The sequence below is a fragment of the Colwellia sp. genome (assembly GCF_013214175.1).
Lineage (GTDB): Bacteria > Pseudomonadota > Gammaproteobacteria > Enterobacterales > Alteromonadaceae > Colwellia.
In genome coordinates this window covers 282,845-307,502 of the sequence record NZ_JABSPA010000004.1, presented here as the reverse complement: position 1 = coordinate 307,502, position 24,658 = coordinate 282,845, and the positions used below count along the sequence as shown (strand labels likewise).

Annotated in this window: 22 protein-coding genes and 1 tRNA gene; 12 read left to right on the top strand and 11 right to left on the bottom strand. The window is 39.9% G+C overall.

Annotation, left to right across the window (positions count from 1 at the left end):
- Positions 1 to 29: 29 nt before the first annotated feature.
- From ybeD to leuS, 11 genes are all read right to left on the bottom strand, one after another.
- Complete coding sequence (gene ybeD / locus HRT55_RS12535; protein WP_291615776.1) at positions 30 to 293, bottom strand: DUF493 family protein YbeD; 264 nt, start codon at positions 291 to 293, stop codon at positions 30 to 32.
- Between the two features lie 204 nt (positions 294 to 497).
- Positions 498 to 1,697, bottom strand: coding sequence for a serine hydrolase (locus HRT55_RS12530; RefSeq protein WP_291621709.1), 1,200 nt, complete (start codon positions 1,695 to 1,697; stop codon positions 498 to 500).
- Between the two features lie 484 nt (positions 1,698 to 2,181).
- The gene (locus HRT55_RS12525; RefSeq protein ID WP_291621857.1) at positions 2,182 to 3,045 is read right to left on the bottom strand and encodes a septal ring lytic transglycosylase RlpA family protein; all 864 of its coding nucleotides are present in this window, start codon (positions 3,043 to 3,045) and stop codon (positions 2,182 to 2,184) included.
- A 69-nt stretch (positions 3,046 to 3,114) separates the two neighbouring features.
- Positions 3,115 to 4,230: a rod shape-determining protein RodA gene (rodA, locus tag HRT55_RS12520; RefSeq protein ID WP_291621707.1), complete on the bottom strand. Its 1,116-nt coding sequence runs from the start codon at positions 4,228 to 4,230 to the stop codon at positions 3,115 to 3,117.
- Positions 4,230 to 6,191 carry a penicillin-binding protein 2 gene (gene mrdA, locus HRT55_RS12515; protein WP_291621705.1) on the bottom strand — a complete coding sequence of 654 codons (1,962 nt, stop codon included), beginning with the start codon at positions 6,189 to 6,191 and terminating at the stop codon, positions 4,230 to 4,232. Before mrdA ends, rodA begins: the two co-directional genes overlap by 1 nt.
- A gap of 65 nt (positions 6,192 to 6,256) precedes the next feature.
- Positions 6,257 to 6,727: a 23S rRNA (pseudouridine(1915)-N(3))-methyltransferase RlmH gene (rlmH, locus tag HRT55_RS12510; protein ID WP_291621703.1), complete on the bottom strand. Its 471-nt coding sequence runs from the start codon at positions 6,725 to 6,727 to the stop codon at positions 6,257 to 6,259.
- 190 nt (positions 6,728 to 6,917) lie between these two features.
- Positions 6,918 to 7,238 (bottom strand): ribosome silencing factor, encoded by a 321-nt coding sequence (rsfS, locus tag HRT55_RS12505; RefSeq protein WP_019029828.1) that lies wholly within the window; start codon positions 7,236 to 7,238, stop codon positions 6,918 to 6,920.
- A gap of 93 nt (positions 7,239 to 7,331) precedes the next feature.
- A complete protein-coding gene (gene nadD / locus HRT55_RS12500) occupies positions 7,332 to 8,003 on the bottom strand; it encodes a nicotinate-nucleotide adenylyltransferase (protein WP_291621700.1) in 672 nt (223 codons plus the stop codon).
- A 31-nt stretch (positions 8,004 to 8,034) separates the two neighbouring features.
- Complete coding sequence (holA, locus tag HRT55_RS12495) at positions 8,035 to 9,099, bottom strand: DNA polymerase III subunit delta (RefSeq protein ID WP_291621698.1); 1,065 nt, start codon at positions 9,097 to 9,099, stop codon at positions 8,035 to 8,037.
- A gap of 73 nt (positions 9,100 to 9,172) precedes the next feature.
- On the bottom strand, positions 9,173 to 9,691 hold the full coding sequence (gene lptE, locus HRT55_RS12490; protein WP_291617282.1) for an LPS assembly lipoprotein LptE: 519 nt from the start codon (positions 9,689 to 9,691) through the stop codon (positions 9,173 to 9,175).
- A gap of 48 nt (positions 9,692 to 9,739) precedes the next feature.
- Complete coding sequence (gene leuS / locus HRT55_RS12485) at positions 9,740 to 12,334, bottom strand: leucine--tRNA ligase (RefSeq protein ID WP_291621696.1); 2,595 nt, start codon at positions 12,332 to 12,334, stop codon at positions 9,740 to 9,742.
- Positions 12,335 to 12,563: 229 nt separating this feature from the next.
- Between leuS and HRT55_RS12480 the strand changes: the two genes are divergently transcribed.
- The 12 genes from HRT55_RS12480 (at position 12,564) to HRT55_RS12425 (ending at position 24,483) form a co-directional block, all read left to right on the top strand.
- The gene (locus tag HRT55_RS12480) at positions 12,564 to 13,049 is read left to right on the top strand and encodes a hypothetical protein (protein ID WP_291621694.1); all 486 of its coding nucleotides are present in this window, start codon (positions 12,564 to 12,566) and stop codon (positions 13,047 to 13,049) included.
- A 185-nt stretch (positions 13,050 to 13,234) separates the two neighbouring features.
- Positions 13,235 to 15,652, top strand: a complete 2,418-nt coding sequence (locus tag HRT55_RS12475; protein ID WP_291621692.1) for a Lon protease family protein — start codon at positions 13,235 to 13,237, stop codon at positions 15,650 to 15,652.
- Positions 15,653 to 15,767: 115 nt separating this feature from the next.
- Positions 15,768 to 16,373, top strand: coding sequence for a hypothetical protein (locus HRT55_RS12470; RefSeq protein ID WP_291621690.1), 606 nt, complete (start codon positions 15,768 to 15,770; stop codon positions 16,371 to 16,373).
- A gap of 417 nt (positions 16,374 to 16,790) precedes the next feature.
- On the top strand, positions 16,791 to 18,620 hold the full coding sequence (locus tag HRT55_RS12465; RefSeq protein WP_291621688.1) for a DEAD/DEAH box helicase: 1,830 nt from the start codon (positions 16,791 to 16,793) through the stop codon (positions 18,618 to 18,620).
- A gap of 200 nt (positions 18,621 to 18,820) precedes the next feature.
- Entirely contained in the window at positions 18,821 to 19,255 is a 435-nt protein-coding gene (ybgC, locus tag HRT55_RS12460; protein ID WP_291615519.1) for a tol-pal system-associated acyl-CoA thioesterase, read from the top strand.
- Positions 19,245 to 19,937 carry a protein TolQ gene (gene tolQ, locus HRT55_RS12455; RefSeq protein ID WP_291615517.1) on the top strand — a complete coding sequence of 231 codons (693 nt, stop codon included), beginning with the start codon at positions 19,245 to 19,247 and terminating at the stop codon, positions 19,935 to 19,937. The genes ybgC and tolQ overlap by 11 nt, the downstream gene beginning before the upstream one ends.
- A 2-nt stretch (positions 19,938 to 19,939) precedes the next feature.
- Positions 19,940 to 20,365, top strand: a complete 426-nt coding sequence (tolR, locus tag HRT55_RS12450) for a protein TolR (RefSeq protein WP_291615515.1) — start codon at positions 19,940 to 19,942, stop codon at positions 20,363 to 20,365.
- A gap of 1 nt (position 20,366) precedes the next feature.
- Positions 20,367 to 21,311 carry a cell envelope integrity protein TolA gene (gene tolA, locus HRT55_RS12445; RefSeq protein WP_291621685.1) on the top strand — a complete coding sequence of 315 codons (945 nt, stop codon included), beginning with the start codon at positions 20,367 to 20,369 and terminating at the stop codon, positions 21,309 to 21,311.
- Between the two features lie 113 nt (positions 21,312 to 21,424).
- Positions 21,425 to 22,774, top strand: coding sequence for a Tol-Pal system beta propeller repeat protein TolB (tolB, locus tag HRT55_RS12440; RefSeq protein ID WP_291621683.1), 1,350 nt, complete (start codon positions 21,425 to 21,427; stop codon positions 22,772 to 22,774).
- Positions 22,775 to 22,835: 61 nt separating this feature from the next.
- On the top strand, positions 22,836 to 23,390 hold the full coding sequence (gene pal / locus HRT55_RS12435) for a peptidoglycan-associated lipoprotein Pal (RefSeq protein ID WP_291621681.1): 555 nt from the start codon (positions 22,836 to 22,838) through the stop codon (positions 23,388 to 23,390).
- A gap of 53 nt (positions 23,391 to 23,443) precedes the next feature.
- Complete coding sequence (gene ybgF / locus HRT55_RS12430; RefSeq protein ID WP_291621679.1) at positions 23,444 to 24,235, top strand: tol-pal system protein YbgF; 792 nt, start codon at positions 23,444 to 23,446, stop codon at positions 24,233 to 24,235.
- A 172-nt stretch (positions 24,236 to 24,407) separates the two neighbouring features.
- Positions 24,408 to 24,483, top strand: a tRNA-Lys gene (locus HRT55_RS12425).
- The last annotated feature ends 175 nt before the right edge of the window (positions 24,484 to 24,658 follow it).

The window sequence follows — 24,658 nt, the reverse complement described above, 5'->3', positions numbered from 1 at the left end:
GTTTTGAAAACGGATGGCGTTAAAGCGTGTTATAAAACGTACCGTACTTGCTCAATAGCCATTAAGGTTGTGTAGATAGTTTCAATGTGCTCTTTACTGGTCACTGTCACCGCAATTGAAACTGAGAGGTAAGTGCCTTTTGAGCTAGGTTTGATTTTTGGCACATAATCACCAGGAGTATGTTTTTGCAACTCGGCAATAATTAAATCAGGCAATTCGTCACAGGCAAGGCCCATCACTTTAAAATTTAATACCGTTGGGAAGTCTAATAATTCATCAAAATGGGTTTTCATGGTCTTTTACTTCTTTATCTAGCTAGGTTTGTACTTTGGCGGCATTTTATCATCAATTTTCATGTGCTGATATTGTTTTTATTCTCTGTCTTATACGTTTTTTTGCTAGGGCAGTATGAGCTGTGTTTAAGTGTATGAATCTTTTTGTGTTAAAAACAAAAAAGCCTCAATAAAGAGGCTCTTATACTTGGATTCTAATAACGCCTAGTTAGCAAACTGCAACTTAACATAGTCAACTAAACGGCTAAATAAGCTGCCTTCGCTAATTTCTTCCAAAGTCACTAGTGGATATTGAGCAATATCTTCATCACCAAGTTGTAAAAACAAAGTGCCAACTACCGTACCTTTAGCTAAAGGTGCCGTTAATTGTTGGTTTAACTCAAAATTTGCTTTTAGGTTTTTACGTTGACCACGTGGAATGGTGATTGGTGTATCTGAGATAATACCTAAATCGACATTTTCTTGGTCGCCCATCCAAACACGGTTAGAGATAAACTTTTCACCGGCTTTATAAGGGGTGATGGTTTCAAAAAAGCGGAAGCCGTAGTTTAATAGTTTCTTACTTTCTACTTTTCGTGCTCGCTCGCTAGCAGTGCCCATAACCACAGTAACTAAGCGCATATCGCCTTTAGTGGCCGAGGTAACTAAACTGTAACCTGCATTTGAGGTGTGACCAGTTTTCATACCGTCAACATTTAAGCTTTTATCCCACAATAAACCGTTGCGGTTATATTGCTTGATATTGTTATAGGTGAAAGATTTTTGCTTATAAATCGCATACTCTTCTGGAACATCACGGATAAGCGCGATAGCTAACGTTGCCATATCTCTAGGCGTAGTCATATGAGAGTTGCTGTCTAAACCGTGACTGTTTTCAAAAAAGCTGCTCGACATACCTAATTGCTCAGCATGGGCATTCATTAAGTCGGCAAAGGCACTTTCGCTACCGGCAATATGCTCAGCCATAGCAACACAAGCATCATTACCTGAGGCAACGATAATACCTTGGTTTAACAAGCTAACCGATACTTCGGTACCCACTTCAATAAACATTTTTGAAGAGTCCGGGAATTTTTTCGCCCAAGCTTTTTCACTGATCATAACTTTATCAGTGTTTTTAATATTACCGTTTTGAAGTTCTTTACCAATAATGTAACTGGTCATTATTTTGGTTAAACTGGCTGGCGCTAATAGAGTGTCAGCATTTTCTTCGGCAATAATTTTACCCGTGGTGTAGTCAATTAAGATAAAGCCTTTAGCATTAATTTGTGGCGCATCGGGGATGATAGTAATGGCATGTGCGGATGGTGTAAGAACCACTGCCGCGCTAAAAAGAGCGCCACTGAATAAGGTCAATAATTTGTTGGCGCTATATTTGCCAGAAAAGTTTGTTGTTTTAGTCATAGTGTTAGTCGTGTGTGAAAAGGTAAGGGAAATCAACAGGACGAAAGTATACCACTTCTAAAAAACTTGGCTATGGGCAAAAAACAGATAATATACCAATCGGACTAATTTATTGACCACTTAGCGAGAATTAAAAGGTTTAGAGGCAAGGCATTGATTGAAGATAATGGTTATTCCCTTGTCAAAATCAATAACGCAGTATATAAACCCTTTTAAACTCGCCCTTCGGGAACTCATTAGTAAACTGATAACATCACAAAATGAATGAAATATAGAATAACTATGTTTAAGTCATTTTGTTTGTTCTAAGCTCACTAATTTAGCTCTAAGTTGGTTAATTAATTAATCCGTTTGGTATTTCAATAAATTCGCAGAAAAAGCGTTGAATATGTAACAAGGTTTATAAAACTTCGGCTTAAATTCCGCTACAAATTATCTAATTAGAGCCTTGTTCGGGCTTAATTTGAACTAAGTGTGGGACTTTTTATGGTGCTGATTTTGGGTAAGCGTTAGGGTAGCCATTTTGCTTTAAAGCCAGTAAAAGAGCATTTAACGTGGCAAGATCGCTAATTGGACCAATTTGAATACGGTAAAGTCCTTGATGTTCAGGATAACTGGTTGCTTGTTTATACTGATTTTTTAGCTTATTAGCTGTGCTAATTGCCAGTTCTTTTTTACTGGTGGCCAATACTTGAATATAAGGTGTGGCAATACCCATTTTATCTTGTTGCTTTTCAGTGACTGTTTGTTCCTTAACCGCGGGACTGACAATGACTACAGATGATGCCTGGATAGTGGTGGGCTCTACGACTTTGCCAGTTTTTTTATCAAAGTTAGTAATGGCCGATATCTTAACCTCGGCGGTGCCGGTTTTTAACAGGTCTAGCTTATAAGCCGCGCTATAGGATAAATCAATAATACGTGACTGATGAAAAGGGCCTCTGTCGTTCACGCGGACAATGACCGATTTATTATTAGCTGTATTGGTGACTTTTAAATAGGTCGGCAAAGGTAAGTTTTTATGGGCGGCACTCATGGCATACATATCATAAATTTCACCATTTGAGGTGAGGTGGCCATGAAATTTGTTGCCATACCAAGAAGCAATACCGGTTTGTTCAAAGCCATGAGCGGATGTCAATACTTTATAAGGCTTACCAAACACTTGGTAATCTTTATTACCGCCACGACTATAGGGCTCTGCGCGGGCAATAGCATCTTTTAATTCTGCTTGGCTTGGTAAGCGTGTTGGCGTGCTGTCATGTTTTTGTTGATAGCGGCCAGAGCTGCACGCACTTAACAAAGTGAGCAGTGATATTAAACAGAGTAAAATAAGTCGTTGGTTTATATCTTTCATAAATTTAATATCTTTAATTACTGTCATAGCAGGAAATGGGGCGCTGGTAAGTTGTTTGGCTTAAACATGGAAGCGTCGATGAGTACTAATGGCCATTAATATGCCAAACCCGGCCATCAAAGTTACCATGGAAGTACCGCCAAAACTCACTAATGGCAGCGGTACACCAACCACAGGTAAAAGACCGGAAACCATGCCTATGTTGACAAACACATAAACAAAAAAGGTTAAGGTAAGGCTACCGGCGAGTAGTTTAGTAAAGGCATGTTGGGCATTAACCGCAATCCATAAGCCGCGCATAACCACAAATAAATAGACGGCAAGCAGAGCAGCAACACCAATTAAGCCAAACTCTTCACTAAATACCGAAAATATAAAGTCAGTATGGCGCTCGGGTAGAAACTCTAACTGTGATTGGGTACCTTGTAACCAGCCTTTACCTTCAATACCACCTGAGCCAATGGCTATTTTAGACTGGATAATATGGTAGCCAGAGCCAAGTGGGTCTTGCTCTGGGTTTAAAAAGGTCAAAACTCTTTGCTTCTGATAACCTTTCATCAAAAACATCCATAAAATGGGTACAAAAGCGGAGGCTAACCCTAGGCAAACGCCAATGAGCTTCCAGCTTGCACCAGCAAGAAAAATAACAAAGATTCCTGAACTAGCAATCAGCAGAGATGTGCCCAAATCCGGCTGTTTAGCAATAAGTAAAGTGGGCAATAGTACGAGAATGAAAGCAAGGATTACCGTGGATATCTTTACTGGTAAGTTTTCTTGGCTAACGAACCAAGCAATCATAATAGGGACTATCAGTTTCATGATTTCTGAGGGCTGAAATTTCATGAAACCTAAATCTAACCAACGTTGAGCGCCTTTGCCGACATGACCAAACAGTAAAACACTGATCAGCATTAATAAACCTAAGACAAAAACCGGCACGGCCCACTTACGATAAACCAGTGGCGGGATTTGTGCGACGATAAACATGCCAAACAGCGCAACACCAATGCTTCTGGCTTTCAGGTAAACAACGGCAGTTTCTTGGCCGCCAGCGCTATAAACCAGAAATAGCCCTAACGCTAACAGGGCTAAAATACCTAACAGTAACGGTACATCTATATGAAGTCGTTGCCAAATACTGTGAACTTTTTGTGGATCTTGCCCGGTACTACGCATTAGTCAGCCTCTTGTGGTGTTGCTGCTATATCAGTAGCTATCTTGGGTTTTACATTACGTTTTTTACTGGTAATCACTCTATCACCAAAATATTGATCCATAATTTGTCTTGCCACTGGCGCAGCATTAGTAGCACCGCCCCCTTTGGCGACATTTTCAATGGCTACCGCAATAACAATTTCAGGTTTATCAAAAGGGGCAAAGGCAATAAACATGGCGTTATCACGTTTGTTTTCTGAGGTGGTTTTTGCATCATACTTCTCACCTTGCTTACGTCGAGCTACCTGTGCGGAACCCGTTTTACCTGATGCGTCATAGGTACTACCCTTGAAGGGTTTGTGGGCGGTAGCACCAAGTTTTTGCACGGTATTATGCATGGCGTTTAGCACGATATCCCAATTCTTGTCATCTCTAAGCTTTAAAGGTGCGCGTGGTTCATATTCTATTGGCGTTATTTGATGATAAGCATTGCCACTACTTTCAATAATCAATTCACTTTTTGCTTTCAGTAAATGAGGGATTTTGCGTTCACCTTTATTTACCAGAGTCGTCAACGCTTGGGTTAATTGCAGTGGTGTTACTGTCCAAAAACTTTGGCCAATACCAACCGAAAGCGTCTCACCGGTATACCAAGACTGATTGTATCGAGCACGCTTCCAAGCAACACTGGGCATAATTGCTTTATTTTCTTCGTAGATGTCGAGACCGGTATAGTCACCAAAACCGAACCTTTCCATCATGTTACTGATTTTAGTAATGCCTAATTTAAAGGCGAGGTCATAAAAATAGATGTTACACGATTGCTCAATAGCCTTGGTTAAATTAACCTTGCCGTGGCCCCAAGGTAACCAGTCACGATATTTATTAGGTAGACCTTTTAACTGATACCAACCTGGATCGTAAACTTCAGTCTTTGGCGTGATAACATTCTCTTCCAAACCCGTTAAAGCCAGAAATGGTTTGACTGTAGACGCAGGCGGGTAACCACTTTGTACGCTGCGATTTATAAGCGGTAAATCTTTTGATTCAAGTAACTTTTTATAGTTTTTAGTACTGATGCCATGAACAAATAAATTACCGTCGTAACTTGGATTGGAATACATGGCTAAAATACCACCGGTACGTGGATCCATAGCAACTATAGCGCCACGTTTACCTGATAAGGCGCGTTTGGCAATCATTTGTAATTCTATATCTAAGGTTAAGGTCAGGTCTTTACCGGGGACGGGTGGCGTATAATTTAAGGTACGAATCACTCTGCCTTGATTATTGACCTCTACTTCTTGATGGCCAATGGTGCCATGCAGCATATCCTCATAGTATTTTTCAATACCCAGCTTACCAATACCATAGGTAGCAGCGTAGTTCTCAGCTTTTCCTGCTTGCTCTAGTTTTTTAGCATCTCTTCTGTTTATACGGGCGACATAACCAAGATTATGGGTGGTTAAATCGGAAAAAGGGTAATAGCGTTTTAAACGAGCATTAACATAAATTCCTGGGTATTTATGTTGGTTTACTGAGAATAAGGCAACTTGTTGGTCACTTAAGCGGGAGTGTAACTCTACGGGTTTAAAACGACGCTTGCGTTTCATCGATTTGAAAAATTTACTTTGTCGGTCTGCGCTGATATTAAGCAGTTTGCTTACTTGCGCTATGCTAGCTTTAATATCATCGACATCTTCAGCTATCACTTCTAAACTATATACGGGTTTGTTATCGGCGAGTAATACGCCATGCCTGTCATAGATTAAACCACGATTTGGCGCTACCGGTAGTAGCTTAATGCGGTTAGAGTTTGAGCGCGTTTGGTATTTCTCGAAAGATTCGACTTGCAGGGTATAGACATTGGCAAAGAGTATTAGTAATACCAATACAACGCCGGAAAAAGCAATAAAAGTACGTCGGGCAAATAAGTTTGCTTCAGCGGAGTGATTTCGAATAACAATACGACGTGGAGACACTAGCGCACGCTATCAAAAATAAAATTATTTACTAAAACTATGGCCAACGTAGTCATCAACAAAAGCTATTCTCTATGGTAAGGGTGGTTAGTGTTTACACTCCAAGCGCGATATAGACTCTCTGCAATGAGTATTCGTACCATTGGATGAGGCAGCGTTAAGGCGGATAATGACCACTTTTGCTCCGACGCTTTAATACAAGCGGGAGATAAGCCTTCAGGACCACCAACAAGTAAAGCGACATCTCTGCCATCAAGTTGCCAGCTTTCTAGCTGTTTGGCAAGTTTTGGTGTTGTCCAAGGTTGTCCTTCAACTTCCAAAGTAACAATACGGTTGCCTTTAGGGATTGCCGAAAGCAACAATTCACCTTCTTTTGCTAAGATACGGGTGATGTCAGCATTTTTACCACGTTTACCTGCGGGAATTTCAACTAAATTAAAACTTAAATCTCGGGGGAAGCGGCGGCTATACTCAGTAAAACCCTGAATAACCCATGCAGGCATTTTGCTGCCAACGGCATATAAGGTGAGTTTCATAAATCTATTTTGATTATTCGGTTATCATCATTGAAAAGGATGTTGCATTATTTGTTCGGTTAAAACTTACTAGATCGAAATTGCATTGATAAAAATAACGAGAGCAAGACGGTTGATAAATAAAAGTAACTTCTTTTACTTACTAACCACATAGCACTCGTCTTTTTACTAAGCAAAACTAGCAAGCAATTTATTCAGCCCAAAGCTGCTCTAGGTTATATTTATCACGTTGTTCATCTGTCATCACATGTACAATAATATCGCCTAAGTCGACTAATGCCCACTCACCAACATCATTGCCTTCCATGCCACGTGGCTCTTGGCCTTGAGCACGATACTCCATCGCTAATGATTGTGCGATAGATTTTACATGGCGATTTGAATTACCTGAACAAATGATCATGTAATCAGCAAAGCTTGCTTTGTCGCTAATATTAAGGGCAATAATGTCTCTGCCTTTCATGTCTTCAAGTTTTTCTATGACAAATGCTTTAAGTTGTTCAGTTTGCAAGGTGTTATTCCTATCGTTAATCGTAACTATGAGGTGCTCTTTAGCGAGCAACTATAAATAATAGTGCGATATTAACACTTTTTGCGCGCAGGGTTAACGGTAAAGCTTATTTTTGTGAATAAATTCTGATATTTCTGGTTGTAGTTGCAGATGACCGCTTTGTTTTTGCGCCAAATGTTGACGTATTTGTGTTGATGAAATATCAAAAAAGCATGCTTTGGCAAAGTATATCCTACCAGATTTATCTTGGCTAAGTTCAGTGATATCAGAGGCTTGGTGCTGGCAGAGTAAGGCTTTTGTTGTTTTGTTTAGCTGTTCAATAGGGTAGTTAGGCCTAGTATTTACCACTAAGTGACATAAAGTTAAAATTTCTTGATATTGATGCCAAGAGGTAAAACTCATGAGTGAGTCCATGCCAATAATAAAATACAAAGTTTGTTCGGGGTATTGTTGTTTGAGTTCTTTGAGGGTTTCAACCGTGTAAGAATGGCCAGAGCGTTTCAATTCTCGCGGGTCACAGAAAAAAAGCTTACTTGACTGGCAAGCAATCTCAACCATGGCTGCGCGTTGTTCAGCACTTGCATGGGGCACTAGAGTAGCTGAGGTTTTATGAGGGGGAATATGCGCAGGTATTAACAGTACCTTAGTTAAGCCAAGCTCATTAGCAACCGCTTGGGCTGATTGAGTATGCCCTAAGTGAATGGGGTCAAAAGTGCCGCCTAAGATACCGATACCGTTAGTCAAATCAAGTGTTGCTGAAGTCATATAACTACTCACTGGCTCTTAGCTCCGTGGTCTAGCCATAGTTTAGGCTAAAGGCAGCGGTCTTTTCACCGTGATATAAGGTGACACACAAGTCAGCTAATAAAATAAAAATATTAAACTCACTGCTGGTTTTACTTAACAAATCAATATCAGCAATACGGCCCATGGCACGCTTTACGTTATCAATTTTGATGTGAGTTAAGGCATGCTGGTACAAGGGTTTACGTTTATCCCAAATACGATATTGTTTGTAAACATTAGCCATGTTTTCACCTTGAGCTAATTGATTTAGCATGGTGTATAACTGGTTTATCTCTTTATGGAAAACCCAAATTAATTGCGCGGGTGCCATGCCTTCTTGCTGTAGCTGATCGAGCATAACAATACATTTAGCACAATCCCCTCGCAGTAAGGCATCGATAACTTGAAAGGGATTAAATTTCGCTTGTTTGAGTAGTAACTGTTCGGCTTGCTCAATGCTAATGGCCTGTGAGCCAAAGAGTAAAACAAGTTTATCTAGCTCTTGGGTAAGGGCGAGTAAGTTACCTTCAAATAGCTCAACAAGTAGTGCGTTTAATTCACCTGAGACATTAAGCTTTCGCTGTCTTGCTTGATTATTCAACCATTGGGGCATGGCTTTCAATTCAATATCATACAAGGGCAAATAGCAGCCTAATTTCGTTAGGCTTTTAAACCACTTTCTATTTGCACTGGCCGCATCAAGTTTGGCGCCGTGGAATATGAACATTACATCTTGTGGGGCATTACCGCTGTTAAAGTCTTGGGTTAATCGTTCAGCCAAAGCTAATAGCGCTTTGTTGCCAGCATCACCGACTTTTACCGTGGTTAATTCAATTTCAATAATACGTTGGCTGGCAAAAAGACTTAACGCTTGATACTCATCAAGTAATTGTTGCCAGTCAAAGCTTGTATCACTACTAAAACGAATGATTTCACTAAAACCTTGATTTTTTGCATGTTTTTTAATAACAGCAAGGCTGTTATCTTTTTGCCAAGGCTCATCACCAAAAACCAACCAAACAGGTTTAAAACCCTGGCGTAGGGTATTGTCTAGCTGGTTATGATAAATTTTCATGGAAACCTTATATACATTTTACAGTGACGGGTGGCGTTAAAAAAAATGCTTTGCTAATAGCTATAGCTAACTACTAGCGTTGGATTCTTGCTAAGTCACGGAGTATTTTATCGGCGGCCGACGTTCTCATTTCACTTAATAAAAGTGATAACTCTCTACTTTTTGCTAAGGCAAGGTTAGGATCATCTTGATAATCACGATACAGTTCAAAACTGAACTGTTGAGCATCTTCGCCAGTAAAGCGCACTTGATAATGCACTGAATAAGTAAGTTCATATTCGGCCACTTGACCGTTAGCGAATAGTGACAAAGTACGTCTATCTAATTTATCTGAAATAATTCGTAATTCAGGGATATCCGTTTTCGAATGCTTTAATACTTTAACTTGATTGCGTGTTAAATTTAGTTTAACTAAACGCGTCAACTCACCGTGAACATCCGTTGAGCTGACATAAAGTGTTTGCAGCTCATCATCGAGTAAATAATCACCGCGGAGTTGAAAACCACAAGCAGATAATAAGCTTGTGGTTAACAGGGCGATAGCTAAATTTCTAAAGGTTAAGCTTTTAATAGCAAGGCTCAATTTATACATTTATCATTTACCCTTAATTGCGAGAACAGGTGAGTGAGCAGCAACAAGCTAGTTGGCGACAATGTTAAATATCTTGCCAGGGATATAAATAACTTTGCGTATTGTTTTACCTTCAGTAAATTTCAATACGTTTTCATCATTTAAGCCCAATGCTTCCACGTCTTCTTTGCTTGCATCAGCAGCAACGGTAATTTTTGCGCGTAACTTGCCATTTACTTGCACAATAATAAGCTTCTCATCTTCTATTAGAGCACTTTCGTCAACTACAGGCCAGCTAGCATCTTCAACATTTAAGTCGCTACCGCCAACCGCTTGCCATAAGTGATGACATAAATGTGGGGTAATAGGTGTTAGCATTAATACCACAGCGCGAACAGCTTCTTGCATGACCGCTTTATCTTCATCACTGTTCAGTTTAGCTTTGCTTAAGTGATTCATTAACTCCATAACGGCAGCAATCGCTGTGTTAAAGGTATTACGACGACCGATATCATCGGTAACTTTAGCAATGGTTTTATGTAACTCACGACGTAATTTCTTCTGATCACTGTTTAATGTTAATCCAGCAATATCTGACACGGTAGTATCACTAGTACTTTCAACAAAATCATTGGCTAATTTATAAACTCGCTTAACAAAACGATACGCACCTTCAACACCGGCGTCAGACCATTCTAACGTTTGCTCTGGCGGTGAAGTGAACATAATAAATAAACGCACAGTGTCAGCACCGTATTTCTCGATAACTTTCTGCGGGTCAATACCGTTATTTTTCGATTTAGACATTTTGCTCATGCCAGCAGATAACACAGGTAGGCCATCAAGCTTGCTAATGGCTGAAACTATGTCGCCTTTATCGTTACGTTCTAAGACTTCAACATCACTTGGCGCAATCCAATCTTGTGCACCGTTGTCAGCTTCACGGTAAAAAGTTTCCGCTAGCACCATACCTTGGCATAACAGCTTTTTAAAAGGTTCATCACAATCGACTAAACCGACATCACGTAATAATTTATGGAAGAAGCGTGAGTATAATAAATGTAAAATTGCATGTTCAATACCACCAATATATTGATCTACCGGCAACCAATAATTCGCTTTGGCCGGATCTATCATTTGGGTATCGTCATTTGGTGAACAGTAACGTGCGTAATACCAAGAAGACTCCATAAAGGTATCAAAGGTATCTGTTTCGCGTAATGCTGCTTCACCGTTATAAGTTGTCTTGGCCCACTCTGGGTCATCTTTAATAGGCGAGGTGGTACCATTCATGACCACGTCTTCAGGTAATAACACCGGCAATTCACTTTCCGGTACAGGTACAGACTCACCATTAGCTAGGTTAACCATTGGAATTGGTGTACCCCAATAACGTTGACGGGAAACACCCCAGTCACGTAAACGGTAGTTAGTGGTAGTTTTACCCTTGTTTTCACTGACTAATTTTTCACTGATAGCTTTAAAAGCTTGTTCGAAATCTAAGCCATCGAATTCGCCAGAGTTAATTAGCGTCGACTTTTCTGTGATAGCGGCTTTGTTAATATCGTCAGACTCTTGACCGGCAATAACTTGCTCTATGGCTAAGCCATATTTAGTGGCAAACTCATAATCGCGTTGATCATGACCAGGTACTGACATAACTGCACCTGAGCCATAATCCATTAGTACAAAGTTGGCCGCCCATACTGGCACTAACTTACCGGTAAGAGGGTGAAGAGCTTTAAGGCCGGTATCAACGCCTTTTTTCTCCATTACAGCCATGTCGGCTTCAGTGGTTTTGCTGTTTTTACATTCAGCAATAAATTTCGCTAAATCGGCATTATCTTTTGCTGCCGCTAATGCTAATGGATGCTGCGCAGCTAAGGCGACATAAGTAACACCCATTAAAGTATCTGGTCGAGTGGTGTAGATATCAAAACTGTCGTCTGAATCTGCGACAGCAAAAGTCATCTCAACACCTTGCGAGCGACCAATCCAGTTACGTTGCATGGTTTTAACTTGCTCAGGCCACTCCGTTAACTTGTCTAAATCGTCAAGTAATTCTTCGGCGTAAGCGGTGATTTTGATAAACCATTGTGGAATTTCTTTACGCTCAACAATTGCACCTGAACGCCAGCCACGACCGTCAATAACTTGCTCGTTTGCTAATACAGTTTGATCAACCGGATCCCAGTTTACCGTGGCATTTTTCTTATAAACTAAGCCTTTTTCATAAAGCTTAGTGAAAAACCATTGTTCCCAACGATAGTAATCAGGCTTACAAGTCGCTAATTCACGGCTCCAGTCGTAACCAAAACCAAGGGATTGTAATTGATTACGCATGTAATCAATATTTTCATAAGTCCATTTTCCTGGCGCTGTTTTGTTTTTAATGGCTGCATTTTCAGCAGGTAAGCCAAAAGCATCCCACCCCATAGGCTGCATGACATTTTTGCCCTGCATACGCTGGTAACGGGAAATAACATCACCTAAGCTGTAGTTACGCACATGACCCATGTGCAATCGACCACTTGGGTAAGGGAACATTGCTAAGCAATAAAACTTTTCTTTGTCTGGATTTTCAATAGCTTGAAATGTGTTGTTATCAGTCCAAAATTTTTGTACTGTGGCTTCAATCGCTTGAGGATTATAAATGGCTTCCATTAAGGCTTTCTCGAATGCTTTTAAGGTGTTATCGACTTGTTGGCTATCTTCTCTGTTATAGAGTGCAAATTTGCATAAACAGCGGATAAATCGACGTTAGATTATCGCTGTAGAATACCTTATCTGGCGGGGTAACAACAAGCATAATTAAGCTTAAATTTTAACTTTTCCTATACTTAAACCTATAGTTAAAGTTCAACAGTCGCTGAACTCATAAGGGGAAATACTAATGGCACTTCAAAATGATTACTTTGCTGAAATCTATCAAAAGCTCAATGATTGGTTAACTGAAGTCAAAACTGAGCAAAAGCCACACCTTGATGAGTTTATTAAACAGGCTAAGTTGTATGCTGGTGCAGCGGAAACGATGACTGAGGAAAAGCTGAAACAATTTTCCGACAATTTAAAATATGACTTGCATGATTTTTATCAATTAAATCGCTCACAAGCTAAACATTCGCTCTACCTTGGCTTATTAAATGAAACACTTTGGCAGAATCTCGCCCAGTTAACCGATAAGTCACAAGTTGAATGGGCTGAGCTGGTTGATGACTTTGACCATGATGGCCTCTATAAAAGTGGTGATTTCATTGGCTTTGGTGAGCTGCAATGTGAGCAGTGTGATGAAAAAATAACTATTTTGCATTTTAGTGAAATTGGCGACTGTGTTCATTGTGGCTCAACAGACTTTATTCGTCTGCCGCTCAACCCTTAGCACTTAACTTTTAGAATCAACTTGTTAGCTAAAATGTTAGCAAGTACACTAGCGACAAAATTACGATACCTTGATTTCGAAATGTATACTTTGATGCGCTACTTTCTCAAATTAGTTTCAAAACGTTTGCTTCGATACCTTATTTAGTAGACTCGTTACTTCATAACGCTCTTTAAAGGATTTATATGACTAAAACTCTTACTTGCCTTGTCGATCATACCCGTATTGGGGTTGATGAACTTACTTCTTCCTTATCAGTTGCCTTATTTTCCAATAATAAAGAAACAGTCAATAAAAACCATGATTCCGGCGTGCAAGGCTTTGTTGGCCATGAGCGGGCAAAAGAGGCGTTGGAGTTTGGTTTATCAATGTCGACAATTGGTTTTAATGTTTTTGCTATGGGTGAGCATGGTACGGGGCGACAAACATTAATCAAACAAATGTTAACGTCCCTTGCTTCCGAGAAAACCGCACCTGATGAATGGTGCTATACCAATAATTTTGATGAAAGCCATATTCCCTTAACCTTGTCGCTAAAGCCAGGCGATGGTAAACAGCTCTTAGTGAGTATGAACAAGTTTATCGATGGTTTACTGAGTTTATTCCCTGAGGTCTTTGATAACCCGGGTTATCAAAGACAAAAATCCGCCATTGATCGAGAGTTTAATAAAAAATATGATCAGGCCATCAGTATTGTTGAAAAAATTGCTTTAAAAGATAATGTGGTTTTATATGAAGAAAATGGCGAATTAGTATTTTCACCTTTGGTTGATGGTAAACCGTTAACTGATAAAGAATTCTCTAATTTAAATGAAGAGGAACGAAGCAAGTTTTACCAACTACTCGGTGACTTAGAGAATGTGTTGGCCGAGCAATTATTAGAGTTACCACTATGGAAACGACTGTCTTTTGATCAATTAAGAAAGCTTAAAAATGACACTGCTGAGCAAGCTATTAAGCCTTATATTACTGAATTAGAAAAAGAGTTTAGTAATAATCAAGACGTATTGAAATATTTAGATAAAGTAAGAAATCATGTAGTAGATGCAGTATTAGAGACGCTAGTCACAGAATCTGATGACATGCCAACGGATAAAGAGTTACGTAAATTGATGGTTGAGCGTTTTCTGCCCACCTTACTGGTGCCGCGTGATGACACACAAGGAGCTCCGGTCGTTTATGAGCAAAACCCAACCTATCAGAACCTCTTTGGTCATGTTGATTTTGCCAGTTTTCAAGGCAGTAGCTATACTAGCTATCGGTTAATCAGGCCTGGTGCTTTGCATAAAGCTAATGGCGGCTATTTATTATTAGATGCCGACAAAGTGCTAAGTCAACCTATGGTGTGGTCGCGTTTGAAACTAGCCTTGAAAACTCAACAAATTACCATTGAAAACCCTTATTCTGAATATAGCCCGCCAAGTGGTTATAGCTTACAGCCTGAAAAAATTCCTCTGCAAGTTAAAGTGGTGTTACTGGGTGATGCCGAAATTTATTATACCTTACAAGATTACGATCAAGAGTTTACCGAACTTTTTCGGGTGTTAGCTGATTTTGATCGCCATCTAGATAAAACCGATAGTAATTTAATTGCCTTTGGTCAATTAATAAGGCGACGGGCTGAACAATATAATTACCCCGAGGTTAGTAATGACGCGGTATTAGAACTAGTTCGTTATGCACTGAGACGCAGTGCACATAAACACAAGATTTCAGCCAATATTGTGCAAATAAATGATTTACTAGATGAAGCAAATTATTGCTGGCAAAAACAGGGTGGTACGGGTGAATTAACCGCACAACATATCGCTTTGGCGCAAGCAGCGAAGAACCACCGTATTGGTCGACTCAGTGAAACTTGGCTCAGTGAAATCAAAGAACGGCAAGTCTTAATCCATACCGAGGGAGAGTATGTTGGTAAGGTCAATGGTTTAACCGTGTTAGAAATAGGTGATAGTGTTTTTGGTACTCCAGCCCGGATAACCGCAACCGTTTATGCGGGTAGTGAAGGTGTAACTGATATCGAGCGAGAGGTAGACCTAGGTAAGTCGATTCACTCCAAAGGGGTATTATTGTTAACCGGATATTTAGGTCATAAATATGGACAAACCTTTCCTGTATCTATATCCGCCAATATAGCCATAGAACAATCCTATGGGCATATCGATGGCGATAGTGCCTCCATGGCTGAGCTTTGTGCACTTATTTCTGCCATTACCTTATTACCGATAGATCAAAGCCTAGCGATAACTGGTTCAATTAACCAACATGGTGAAGTGCAATCCATTGGTGGCGTTAATGAGAAAATAGAAGGCTTCTTCCAGTTGTGCCAAGACAAAGGCTTAACCGGAAAACAAGGGGTTATTATTCCACAAACCAATATCATTAACTTAATGCTTAATGATGAAGTGATAGCTGCGGTTGCTCGTGGCGACTTTACCATACACGCTGTTGAGACTATTGACCAAGCATTGGAGCTCTTAATGAATGTCGATGCCGGTGTCATTAGTCGAACAGGTCGTTATCCACGTAAATCTATCCATGGGTTAGCCCTAGATAAACTAGAAAACTTTGCCGATATACTCAATGGACCCGAAGAGTAATATTGTTTTTCATCTAAAGGTTAAAAAACAAGCCATAACAGTTCGATAATTGCACTTTTATAGTGCTTTTGTTATGGTGGTTTTAGATAAAAACAATAAACGGTATGAAGTTTAAATGGAATTTTCGACGGAAGAGCTGGATTTTTTCAATAATATTTTTACTGAAACATCAACAGATTGCATGGTTAGTGACGCTAAACACCAACTTAGTGTGCAAACTGATGTGCCACAATCGTTAAGACAAATTCTAGTGGGCAGTAAATTAACGCTATTAGCAGAAATTAGTCATTATCAATTGTGGTTTCCCGTCTCTCTAACGATGAATAAAGCCGGTGACTTTTCCCCTAAACTAGGTACGCCAGAAATAATTGATGCTAATGGCAGTGAACGTAGTTGGCGGGTTAATACACCTAAAAATGTGGCAATTACTGACGTCTTTCATGATCAAAAAATTGAAGTTTTATCACTTTCTGCCACAGGATTAACATTCAAAATCCCTAATTCAGCAGAGCATACGATAGATTTACAGCACACCTCATTAGAAATGAGCTTAGCCGGAGAAGAGCCGTTAAAGCTAGAGCTTGATTTGGTTCGACACGACAACAATGTGGTAGCGGCTAAATTTAAAGACTTACAAGAGGGTAGGGAATCATTAAGAAAATTTCTATTTAACTCACATAAAATAAAATACTCCAACCTTTATCAAGACATTATTTTATAAAGTTCTTGCCAAGCCTTAAAAACTCTGTATAATGCGCGCCTCGATGGCAGGTTGAATGAATTTCAGCCAAAGTTAGTCCGATAGTGACTTACTTATACCAACTAGCAATAGTTCATGGATGTATAAGTACATTGAGAATGAGTGGGGTTTTACCGCCCAATAGACTTGCCCAGCTAATTCGTCCCTAGAATTAGCAAGAAATATAGCGTCAATTTACGCTATGCGCCTAAAGTCTTCCTGGTGGTTTCCTCGTATATATTTTACGCAGGTTAAGACTTAGCAATTTAAATCAAATGCTATTAAGTGCAGCTAATTAACACCCGTTAATTTGGCGGCAGCTTGGTGATTGATTTTTATAATTACGCCCAAGTAATTATGCTCAAGTAATGCGCCTGCCTTGCGAAGATGAAAATTATTATGACTGATCAAAAAACTGAAACTGAAACTGAAACTGTTACTGAAGCTGTAGCATTTGCCTCTCTAGGCTTACCTGAAAACTTATTATCCGCTGTTCTTTCTATTGGCTTTGAATCTGCTACCGATATTCAAGCACTCACCATACCGCCATTACTTGCCGGTAAAGACGTATTAGGTGAAGCACAAACAGGTACAGGTAAAACTGCTGCCTTTGGTTTACCTGCATTAGCAAAAATTGATACTTCAATTAGAAAACCACAATTAATGGTTTTAGCACCTACACGTGAATTAGCGATGCAAGTTGCTGAAGCAATTGAGTCTTTCGGTAAAGACATGAAAGGTTTACGTGTTGCTACATTATACGGTGGCCAATCTTATGGACCACAATTTCAACAACTAGAGCGTGGCGCACAAGTTGTTGTTGGTACTCCTGGTCGTTTAATGGACCATTTACGTCGCAAAAGCCTTAAATTAGATGAATTACGTGTTTGTGTGCTTGATGAAGCAGATGAAATGTTAAACATGGGCTTTTTAGAAGACATCCAGTGGATTTTGGATCACATCCCAAAAACTGCACAAATGTGTTTGTTCTCAGCAACAATGCCACCAGCGATTCGTAAAATTGCTAACCGTTTCTTAAAAGATCCTGAGCACATTAAAGTTGCCGCTGTTAAAAAAGCCAAAGCTAATATTACTCAGTACGCATGGAAAGTTAGTGGCATCACTAAAATGACTGCGTTAGAGCGTATTGCTGAAGTGGTTGAATACGATGCAATGATTATTTTTGTTCGTACTCGTAATGATACTGTTGATATTGCAGAAAAATTAGAGCGTGCCGGTTACCCTGCATTAGCACTAAATGGTGATTTGAATCAAACACAACGAGAGCGTTGTATTGACCAAATGAAATCTGGTAAATCATCTATCTTAGTTGCTACTGATGTTGTTGCTCGTGGTTTAGATATACCACGCATCTCATTAGTTATTAACTATGATTTACCTGGTGATAACGAAGCATATGTTCACCGTATTGGTCGTACTGGTCGCGCTGGTCGTGAAGGTATGTCAATTGCTTTTGTACGTCCACGTGAAATGTACTCAATTCGTCATTATGAGCGTTTAACGAATGGTACTGTTCTTAACTACGATTTACCAAATATCCAAGATATTGGTAAAATACGTATTGAGCGTACTCGTGTTGAAGTTGCTAAGATTGTTGCTGATAAAGATATCTCAAGCATGCGTGAAATTGTTGAAGCTATGGCTGCAGAGTCTGAAGTTTCTATGATTGACCTTGCCGCAGCATTACTTTTCCAAAAGCAAATGAAGCAACCACTGCAACCAAAAGAAGATCCTAAGCCTCGTCGTGATGCGCGTGAACGTAACGACCGTAATGACCGTGGTAACGATCGTAACAGCCGTGGCAATGACCGTAACAGCCGTGGTAATGACCGTAATAGTCGTGGTAATGATCGAAATAGCCGCGGTACACGTGAAGAAAGACCTCGTAAAGAAAAGGTAAACCGTAACGATGTTGATTGGCAGACTTACCGCCTTGAAGTAGGTAAAGAGCATGGTGCACGTCCTGGAGATATCGTTGGCGCAATCGCTAATGAAATTTCACTTGATAGCAGCTATATCGGTGCGATTAACTTGCACGAGAAACATAGTTTTGTACAATTACCTAAAGGTATTCCTACAGACTTGTTCAATCAATTGAAAGGTGTACGTGTTCGTCGTCAACCTTTAGCTATTACAACTTCAGACGAAGTAGTAGTTAGCCAAAAGCGAGCACCTCGTCGTACTGAACGTGCACCACGTCATAGTTAATTGATGTGTGAGCACTAGTTGAAAAAGCGCCTTAGGGCGCTTTTTTTGTTTTTAGTTATAAAGAAAATCGTTTTTAGTGGCTTTTCTACTTAAAATTGTAAAATATTAACGCTACCACCTTGTTTGCCCATTGCTTTATCTATTACTATAGAGCCACCTAGCTTAAGTAATCATTCAATTTCATAATAATACTAATAGTCATGTCTGAAGAAGTACCTAAATCAACCACAGTGACAGCGCATAATTTCGCTATTCGTGTTTATTACGAAGATACGGATGCTGGCGGTATTGTCTATTATGCCAATTATTTAAAGTTTTTTGAGCGAGCACGTACCGAGTGGTTGCGAGAGATAGGAATAAATCAGCAATCTTTTTTGCAACAAAAGTTAGGTTTTGTGGTCAGAAAGGTTGAAATGGACAACCTTGCCTCAGCCAAACTCGATGATTTACTCGAAGTAAAGTCAACAATAATAACTTTGAAACGGGCAAGTTTAGTGTTTCAACAACAAATAACCAATCAAGCACAACAAGTACTTTGTACCGCTAAAATACGTGTTGCTTGCGTTGATTTTAGCCAGCATAAACCCTGTGCTATTCCCGAATCAATATTAGGAGCGTTTAAACGTGTCAGCTGAAATTTCCTTTTTCCACTTAGTCATGGAAGCAAGCTTATTAGTGCAATTTGTTATGCTTATCTTACTTATCTTCTCAATTATGTGCTGGGCGATGATCTTTCAGCGCAGAAAAATACTAAAAACAGCAGCATTAGAACTAAAGGCGTTTGAAGATAAGTTTTGGAGTGGCGCTGATTTAAGTAAACTCTATAGTGAAATCTCGGCTAAACCTCAGGTGCAAGGTATTGAAACCTTATTTATTGCAGGTTTTAAAGAATTTGCTCGCTTAAGAAAAAGTCATATTGATAATCCACAAATTATTGTCGATGGTACTCATCGTGCCATGCGTGTTGCTTTATCACGAGAAGTTGATAGCTTAGAAACTCACTTGCCCTTTATGGCTACAGTGGGTTCTATTAGTCCATATATTGGTCTATTCGGTACAGTGTGGGGCATCATGACTTCATTTGTTGCTTTAGGTGCGGTAAAACAGGCGACACTTGCTATGGTCGCGCCAGGTATTGCCGAAGCACTAATCGCTACTGCTATGGGCTTATTTGCCGCTATACCTGCTGTTATATTCTTTAACCGTTTTAGTCATAAAGTAGAAAAGCTTGAGAACAGCTATGGCAACTTTATGGATGAATTTTCCAGTATATTACAACGTCAATCTGCTGCGGAGCAATCTGCGAATAAGGCATAACTATGTACCAAAGAGTTAGACGCCGCAAAGTGGCTGAAATTAATGTTGTCCCTTATATCGATGTAATGTTGGTATTGTTGATTATTTTTATGATTACTACGCCGTTAATTACCCAAGGCGTTAAAGTTGACTTGCCACAGGCGGAAGCTGAGCCCCTTGATGCAGATAGTAAAACCCCATTAGTAGCGAGTGTTGATGCACAAGGTCGCTATTACCTAACGGTGGGGGCAAATGATAAAGAGCCGATGTCGGCAGAAGAAGTTGCGATATTAGTAAAAGCGCATTTAGCTCTTGAACCCGGAACACCGGTCGTGGTTAATGGTGATGGCGCTGTTTCTTACAATGCAGTTATACAACTTATGGTCATGCTGCAAACAGTTGCCGGTGTACCATCGGTAGGTTTAATGACCGACTCGGTAGGGGAATAGCGTGGTACAGCAACGAGCTTCTGTTTTTACTGCCAAATCAACTTTTCTTAAAGCCATCTGGTTCAGTATTGCTTTACATCTGGTATTGCTTTTTGGTTTGTTTGCCGGGGACTTCGCCTCCGCACCTAAGCCAAAACCAACCCCGTCAGCCCAGTCTTTAGAACCAATAAAAGCGGTGGTTATTGATAAAGCCAAATTTGAGCAAGCGATAAAAAAAATACAACGGCAGAAAACTGAACAACTCGATGCGGAAAAGCAACGTCTTAAAGACGTAGAAAAGCGGGCAAGTGATGCTAAAAAACGCCGAGCTAGAGAAGAAGCGCGTATTAAGAAATTAGAACGTCAGCGTAAGAAAAAAGAACAAGAAAAAATTAAAGCCGATAAAGCGGCAAAAACTTCCAAAGCAAAAGCGGCCGAAGCTGAAAAAATACGCAAGCAAAAAGAGCAAGAAAAGCAAGTTGCTGAAAAAGCAGCTGCCGCAGCAAGATCTAAACGTTTAAAAGAGGAAGCTGCAGCGAAAAAATCCGAGCAGTTACGACTTGATAAAATAGCTGAGCGTAAGCGTCAAGAAATAGCAGCGAAAGAGCAGGCTATACAAGATGCTCTGCTAGCCGAGCAAATGGCCGCTGAAATGGCCAGTCGTAATCAAGCACGTCAGCAGCAAGTGATGACAGAAGTTCAGCGCTATTCAGCCTTGATTACTCAAAGTATTAATCGTCATATGATCAAAGATCGCAGCACCATGGCAGATAAGTCTTGTAAGTTAACTATCAGTTTGGCGTCTTCGGGCTTTGTTACCAACGTAAAAGTAGGGCAAGGCGATAAAACAGTATGTGATGCAGCGAAGAGTGCTATTTATAAAGCCGGTACTTTACCTGTCTCTAAAGACCCTGAGGTCTTTAAAGAAATGCGCAGAATAGCGGTAACCGTTGCACCTGAGTTTTAGTGCTCATTAGCGAGTAAATGGCTTACCAGCAAAAATCTTTAGTGCAAGATGTAATATTTCGTTAAGTATTACGCCTAAAAGTGCACCAAATTAAAGGGGATATAGTAGAGAAAATGAGATTATTACCAAGTATTTTAATCAGCGCCATTATTGCGTTAGCTTCACCTCGTGCGATGGCAGCATTAGAAATAGTCATTACCGGCGGTGTAGATAGCGCACGGCCAATAGCCATAGTACCTTTCCAATGGACAGGTACAGGTGAACGTCCAGAATCCCTGGCAAAAGTTATTAGTGATGATTTATTGCGCAGTGGTAAATTTAGTCCTATTTCCCCAAACAAGTTCCCTGAGATTATTACTGATGATAAAAATATTGATTTCAGTGCCTGGGCTAGCTTAGGCGCAGAAGCCATTGTTATTGGTAAAATAAAAGAAATTTCAATAGGTCGTTATCAAGTAAGCTATCAATTAGTCGACGTTATTCGCGGTCAAATCACCGGCGGCCAAACGTCAATGCTCAGTAATGGTCAACTGGTTAAAGCACAAGACCATATCCTAGCGCAAAGCAGTGCCAATATTAACCCTAATCAAGCTCGTCGCTATGCTCACAGCATTAGCAATGTTATCTATGAAAAACTCACAGGAACAAAAGGGGCTTTTTTAAGTAAAATTGCCTACGTTATTGTTCGTGATCAAGGAAAGTATCCATATCAATTGGCATTTGCCGATTATGATGGTTTTAACGAACATGTCTTGTTAAGTTCTAAAGAGCCATTAATGTCGCCATCTTGGCGTCCCAACGGTGAGCAACTGGCGTATGTTTCTTTTGAAAATCGTCAAGCGCAAATCCATACCATTGATATTTATACCGGTGAACGAAAACTGATTAGCTCATTTAGGGGCATAAACAGTGCACCTCGCTTCTCACCTGATGGTGAAAGCATGGCGATGGTCTTGTCAAAAGATGGCAACCCAGATATATATGTTATGTCGTTAGCGACTAAAAAATTACGTCGTGTTACCCGTAATAGAGCCATCGATACCGAGCCAAGTTGGACACCAGATGGTAAATCATTGATATTTAGTTCAGAACGGGGTGGAAAACCTCAGCTATATCGCGTAGATTTAGCCGGGGGAAAAGTAAGACGTTTGACTTTTGATGGTGAAATGAACCTAGGAGGTTCGGTTACCCCGGATGGTAAACAGCTGATCATGGTCAATAGAACTCGCGGTAATTATCGTCTAGCAAAGCAAGAGTTAGCTACGGGTGCATTCCAGGTGCTAACCGAAACGCGTTTAGATGAGTCGCCAAGTGTGTCGCCTAATGGTGGTATGATCATATACAGTACCTTACATAATAACCGACAAGTGTTGGGTTTAGTGTCGGTTGATGGAAGATTTAAAGCTAGATTGCCGGCACTTGATGGTCAAGTGAAGGCACCAGCCTGGTCACCATTTTTATAATAATAATATGTAAAACAACTAATAATTTTTAACTTATATTTTTAGAATAAAGGATAATAAAATGCGCTTTAATAACATAGTAAAATGCTTAGCAATTGCTTTACCTCTTACCGTTTTGTCAGCTTGTAGCTCAAACTCAGATACAGATGAGCAAAGCCAAGTCGATACTAATGCCCAAATCACTCAAAATGCTGAAGCCGCTCAAAAAGAGCAAGAAGCCGTACGAGTTACTGCTGCTAAACGTGCTGCAGAAATTGAAGAACAAAAACGTCAAGAATTAGAAGCATTACGTGCAGAGCACATTATATATTTTGATTTTGATGTTTCTAATGTAAATGAACAGTTTTCAGCAATTTTAGATGCACATGCTAAATTTTTAAATACTAACTCTGACGTAAAAGTTTTAGTTGAAGGTCATGCTGATGAACGTGGTACGCCAGAGTACAACATCGCTTTAGGTGAACGTCGTGCTAAATCAGTAGTAACCTATTTAGAAAACATGGGTGTTGCCGCTAGCCAAATTACTGTTGTTAGCTATGGCGAAGAAAAGCCAATGATTAAAGATCGTAGCGAAGATGCTTTTGCTAAAAACCGTCGTGCCGTACTAGTTTACTAATACTTACTAATACTTACTAAGACTTAATAAGTCTCAACTAAGCAGGTAACTGAATGAAACTAAATAAAGTTTTATTTGGCATGATGTTTACAGCTAGCGCCCTTAGTGCGTTAGCTGTAGCTAAAGCGCCAGTCATTGATGTTAACGCCAATTCTATCGACTCTGCCGCGTTAACAGAGCAATTAATCTCCTTATCACGTAAGTTAGACTCACGTAATAAGGCACAAGTAAATATTCAACGTCAGTTGGACCAATTACAATCCGAAGTTAATGAACTTCGTGGCGTAACCGAATTACATACCCACAAGTTAGGCCAAGTATTAGAGCGCCAACGAGAGCTTTATCAAGAAATTGATAGACGCGTGAATGAAGTCCTTGCTTCTACAAGTAAAACAGCTTCAGCTACTGTTATTCCTAGCGCAAGCATTAATACAGCAGTCAATGCGAGCAGTTATAGCGATAATTTAACTGAAAACGAGGCTTATGACCGCGCACTTAACCTAGTGTTAAAGGATAAGCGTTACCAGCAAGCTATTGTGGAATTTAAGGCCTTTAATAATAACTTTCCCAATTCTAGCTATGCACCCAATGCTCATTACTGGTTAGGTCAGTTGCTCTTTAATCAAGGGGAACATGCCCAAGCAAGCCAAGAGTTTATGATTGTGGTGAACAAGCATAAAGACTCAACTAAGCGGCCTGATGCGCTATTAAAGCTTGCCATGGTTGCTCAAAAGCAAAAAGATAACAAAAAAGCGATTGCACGCTATCAACAGTTAGTAAAAGAATACCCAGAATCAACGGCGGCAAAACTTGCTAAGCCACGGTTAGCTAGTTTAACCAAGTAAGGTCATTGGCAGCTAATGGCATTATATTACTTTTAGTTGCTGATAAAACTAGCGTATTGTTGAGAATTTGCTCTAACAGAAAATAATATCAAGAAAAACGAAATTTATTGTTGCACTTAAAAATATTATGAGTATTATATGCCCCGCATTGAGGCAGTGACTCAACGTACGGCGGCCGTTAGCTCAGCTGGTAGAGCAGTTGGCTTTTAACCAATTTGTCGAAGGTTCAAATCCTTCACGGCCGACCAATTTTCTAGCTATAGTAATTACTTGTTGAAGTGCTACTTTAGTCAGAATATAAAAAGTCTCCTAATCCTAATAGATATTGGAGCAAGTAAATGTAAAATAGAAAACTTGAATCGGCCGTTAGCTCAGCTGGTAGAGCAGTTGGCTTTTAACCAATTTGTCGAAGGTTCAAATCCT